The following is a 4,934-nucleotide window of genomic DNA, read 5'->3' on the forward strand; positions in this document are numbered from 1 at the left end:
GCATTTTGTTGTTTTATTTTGTTTTGTTGTTTTCGTGATGAAGGTCAAATTGTTGCCATTGGCTTTTTTTGGCGAAGAAAGAAATGTGGGAAAAATGATTGGCATCGGACCCTCTCCGCACCGGATTATGCCAAGGGGAGCGGTGAGTGATGAAGAATTAGAGCAACCCGCTTAGGAAACTAAGCAAGTTTTTGGTGATTTGAATGCTATCAGGGCTGTTCAATCACTCGCGCCAATTCAGCCAAAGCACTTGTGCTGATTGCCAGCCCGATACTGGGATTAACCCAGCTTGATGATTTAACCACGGTGACACTCTTTCACGTCCAGAACCGACATATTCCGCAGCCCTCACCAAACTGGGAACATTGGCGTGATCAATATGGTCCGAAAACGCTGGATATTGAGGCCAGTCTGCGTTTTACCGATGAAACCCACGCGATTCAAACCGCCATCGCCGGGCAAGGTGTGGCCATTGTCAGCAGTTTGCTGGCGAAGGATTTTATCGATAAACAGATCCTCACCGTCCCATTTGATATGGCGCTACCGGGCGGGAAATACTTCTTTGTCACCACCCAGGAAAAAGCACCGCGGGAAGATGTGCGAGAGTTAAAATTGTGGGTAGAGGGAAGTATCGTGGGTCGTTAAATAGCACAGTGCCATAACGGTTTTAGGCAAGAGTGATCAGTCGGCCCGTTCCTGCTCATGTGAGCATGCAGGAAAAGGCCGCAGGTATCATGGTGGTTACGCGTTTATCGCTTTCTTTGAATCCAGAGCGCTATGGATGGCGGCTTCCAATTCGTTGACTTCGAATTTTGCCACATAAGCATCTGCCCCAACTTTGCGGACATGGTCTTCATTGGCACTACCCGATAATGACGAATGGATTATCACCGGAATATTTTTCAAGAACTCATCGCGTTTTATATTCAGCGTCAAGGTAAAACCATCCATCTCCGGCATTTCTAAATCGGTTAACACAAAGGCGATTTTATCCGAGATAGGTACCCCTTCGGCCCGCGCTTCATCGGCCATCTTCTTGATCTTATTCCACGCTTCCAGACCAGTGATATGCATCACGGCAGGGATATTCATCATCTTCAGACCCTGTTCAAGCATCGAACGCGCCACCTTAGAATCTTCAGCCACAATCGCGACTGAGCCTGGCTTAAGTTCAAATGCCTTGGTCTTCTCACTGTCGATTTGAACATTGCGATTAGCAGGAATAATGTCATATAGAATCTGTTCAACATCCAGCACCAGTGCCAATCGGTTGCTGGTAGGATCGTTATCCAAGCGCGCAATACTGGTAATATTGCGGCTCTTAACACCCGCGTCGGCAGCCAGTACCTGGCTCCATTCAAGGCGCACGATATCGTCAACGGATTCCACGGCAAAAGCCTGTGTGCTCCGGGCGTACTCAGTCACCAGCAGAATATTTAGTCCAGTTTTTGGCACGCAACCGACGATAGACGGGAGGTCAATCACCGGAATGATTTCTCCGCGAATATTCGCAATACCCATCATCGGAGATGCCATACCCGCGGCTTTGGTCAGCGTAGGCATGGGTACAATTTCACGCAGTTTGAACACGTTGATACCGAATAACTCGGATTTCTCTTCTTCTTGAGATACCCCCAGTCGGAACAACAAAAGTTCAAATCGGTTTGATGAGGTGAGATTTGTTCTCTCTTCAATCTCTTTTTGAAAATTATCCATACTTTCCCCAATGCAAATAATTGTTGATGTGCAATAACAAGGCGATATCAGCCATTCGGAAAATAAGGAATAACATTCTGCTCAGCGGCAACTAATGCTTCACCCTTTCATTCGAGAACAGGAAAATACAGCACGCACGGTGCCCTCTCGTCCCACGTCTGTCCATTGCCTTTTCTCATTCTCACCATGGTGGAACTTATAGTGTTATCGGCACGTGGGAGAAAATGCTTAATAATTCGACTTAAGAGAAAAACGCGACACCGAGCACTGCCTGACGTCGCCGCTGCACATACTTAACGACCATCTGCGTCGATTGGAAAATGCGATAAAAGTCGCCAGGCGCTGGCCCGCAAACGGGCGCAAATGAACTTTAGTGGTCAGGCTATGGGCCGATAGCGCCATAGCCAACGGCCAGAGGACATTCGCCGATAAAACAGCACACCACGCACTATCCAATCGAGGAACATGCCCATCCACACGCCAATGACGCCAAATCCTAGCGTCACCCCCAGAATGTAACCGGCGATAATCCGGCAACCCCACATCCCGGCCAGTGCCACCCACATAGTGTAACTGGCATCCTTCGCCCCTTTTAGGCCGGATGGTAACACCCAAGAGGCGGCCCAAATCGGCATAAACAGTGCATTTATCCAGATCAGGTGTTTAACGACAGTAATAACGCCCGGCTCGTTGGTATACAACGAAGCCAAAAAACCGGCGCTGGGGATCGATAATAGCGCGATAAAACACACGCCAACCGTCGATAACCAGAAGATATGCTTGAGTTGGCGGATCGGTTGCAAGATCTGCCCTTTCCCTAACCGCGTGCCGATAATAATCGTCGAGGTATAGCCCAACGCATTGCCCGGCAAGTTAATCAGCCCGACAATTGAAAATGCGATGAAATTACCGGCGATCACTTCGGTCCCCATCCCCGCCACAAAACGCTGAGTAATTAGCTTACCAATGCTAAACATCACTGATTCAACACTCGCGGGAATACCAATACTCAACACCTCAAACATAATCGCCGAGGTAAACGGCATAAAATACGCTTTGAACGGGATGCGCAGAGTGTGATTGGCACCAAAAATCAGCATTAGCACCACCACCAGCGCGCCGATATAGCGAGAAAGCGTGATACCGATACCGGCACCAATAAAGCCTAAGCCCTGCCAGCTAAATAGGCCGTAAATCAATATGCTACTGATAGCAATATTGAGAATGTTCATCATAATATTGATGAACATGGGTAATCGGGTATTACCGGCTCCGCGCAGTGCACCACAACCCACCAAGGTGATGGCCATTGCGGGATAATTCCAGACGGTCAGGTGCAGATAGGTCAGCGCCATCGCCTTAACGGAGGGATCGGCTTGACTGGCCATCAGATTAATAATCGTCTCACCGGTAAAATGCACCAGTAGCACCAAAAATAATGAGATGAGCACCAGTAGAGAGATCGATTGACGCGCTGCCGTTTGTGCTTGTTTGCGTTTACGCTGACCAAGGCTAAATGACACCACAACCGATGTTCCCAGTGCAACAGAGGCAAAAAAGGCCACAATCAACATATTGAAGCTATCCGCCAGCCCCACCGCCGCCATGGCCTCTTTACCCAACCAACTCACCAGCAGTGTGCTAAACACCCCCATCAGCAGCACACAAAGCCCTTCAATAAACAGTGGGATAGCCAGTGGCGTTATCTCACGCCAAAACAGTACCCGATAGGATTTTCGCTTTTTATACCACGCGCTTGCGTGAAAGATTTTCAACTTAACAGTCCCTGGAATCACGTCCATTTGCATACATCAACGCTTTCCACCACTATGGTGAAACATCCCGATGCGCTGATTTACCATGGTGATTGCCCGCGTTAAATTTTAACGTTTTGTCCGCGGTAAAAAACCCTTGCAGATCTCATAATAGAACATGCGATAAATTTTAGTGAAACATCATTTCACCAAAGTGGTGATGAAATACTTATGCAATGAAACATACATAAATATGCAAAATGTCTTTGACTAGAATAGGGGTTTTGCGATATCAATGTAGGCATTGAAACCTTTGCCAGACAGACCTAATTCATACAGGATTTAATTGATGACAACTATTCTCAAACACCTTCCTATTAATCAGCGTGTTGGTATTGCTTTTTCTGGTGGCCTGGACACCAGCGCAGCACTGTTATGGATGCAGAAAAAGGGTGCAATTCCTTATGCATATACCGCCAATTTGGGTCAGCCTGACGAAGAAGATTACGATGCAATTCCGCGTAAGGCAATGGAGTATGGCGCAGAGAAAGCCCGTCTGGTTGATTGCCGCAAACAACTGGTTGCTGAGGGTATCGCAGCCATTCAATGTGGTGCATTCCATAACACCACCGCCGGTGTGACCTACTTTAACACCACCCCGCTGGGCCGTGCTGTCACCGGTACCATGCTGGTTGCCGCCATGAAAGAAGATGGTGTCAATATCTGGGGTGATGGCAGTACCTATAAAGGTAACGATATCGAGCGTTTCTATCGTTATGGTCTGTTGACCAATGCTGAGTTGAAAATTTACAAACCGTGGCTGGATACTGATTTCATTGATGAATTGGGCGGCCGTCATGAAATGTCCGAGTTTATGATTCAGTCCGGTTTCGACTATAAAATGTCGACCGAGAAAGCCTATTCCACTGACTCTAATATGCTTGGAGCCACTCACGAAGCCAAAGACTTGGAATTCCTTAATTCCAGCGTCAAAATCGTTAACCCGATTATGGGCGTGAAGTTCTGGGATGAAAACGTGGTAGTGAAAGCGGAAGAAGTCTCTATCCGTTTTGAACGTGGGTATCCGGTTGCTCTAAATAGCGTAGTGTTTGACGACAGTGTTGAGCTGATGATGGAAGCCAACCGTATTGGTGGCCGTCATGGTTTGGGGATGAGCGACCAAATTGAGAACCGTATTATCGAAGCCAAGAGCCGTGGCATTTATGAAGCCCCAGGGATGGCGTTGTTGCATATCGCTTATGAGCGTCTGCTAACCGGTATTCATAACGAAGATACTATCGAGCAATATCATGCCAATGGCCGGGTGTTGGGTCGTCTGCTGTATCAAGGCCGTTGGTTTGATCCACAAGCATTGATGCTGCGCGATTCTGCGCAACGTTGGGTTGCGAGCGAGATTACCGGTGAAGTGACACTGGAACTGCGCCGTGGCAATGACTATTCGAT

At 47.9% G+C, this 4,934-nt stretch carries 4 protein-coding genes; 2 read left to right on the forward strand and 2 right to left on the reverse strand.

The genetic code is table 11. The annotated features are described in order from the left end of the window. Window positions 1–252 precede the first annotated feature (252 nt). Window positions 253–645, forward strand: coding sequence for a LysR substrate-binding domain-containing protein (locus V2A85_RS21880; RefSeq protein WP_420072355.1), 393 nt, complete (start codon window positions 253–255; stop codon window positions 643–645). A gap of 96 nt (window positions 646–741) precedes the next feature. On the opposite strand, the gene V2A85_RS21885 is transcribed toward V2A85_RS21880, so the two are convergent. Together V2A85_RS21885 and V2A85_RS21890 are read right to left on the reverse strand one after the other, a co-directional pair. Beyond that, window positions 742–1,716 (reverse strand): chemotaxis protein, encoded by a 975-nt coding sequence (locus tag V2A85_RS21885; RefSeq protein WP_083159249.1) that lies wholly within the window; start codon window positions 1,714–1,716, stop codon window positions 742–744. 377 nt (window positions 1,717–2,093) lie between these two features. Further along, a complete protein-coding gene (locus tag V2A85_RS21890) occupies window positions 2,094–3,491 on the reverse strand; it encodes an EmmdR/YeeO family multidrug/toxin efflux MATE transporter (RefSeq protein WP_420072356.1) in 1,398 nt (465 codons plus the stop codon). A 328-nt stretch (window positions 3,492–3,819) separates the two neighbouring features. On the opposite strand from V2A85_RS21890, the gene argG reads away from it, so the two are divergent. Beyond that, window positions 3,820–4,934, forward strand: a 1,115-nt coding sequence (argG, locus tag V2A85_RS21895; RefSeq protein ID WP_420072357.1) for an argininosuccinate synthase, incomplete at its 3' end; no start/stop codon positions are given.

The organism is Yersinia sp. 1252 StPb PI, from assembly GCF_048593885.1.
GTDB lineage: Bacteria > Pseudomonadota > Gammaproteobacteria > Enterobacterales > Enterobacteriaceae > Yersinia > Yersinia enterocolitica_E.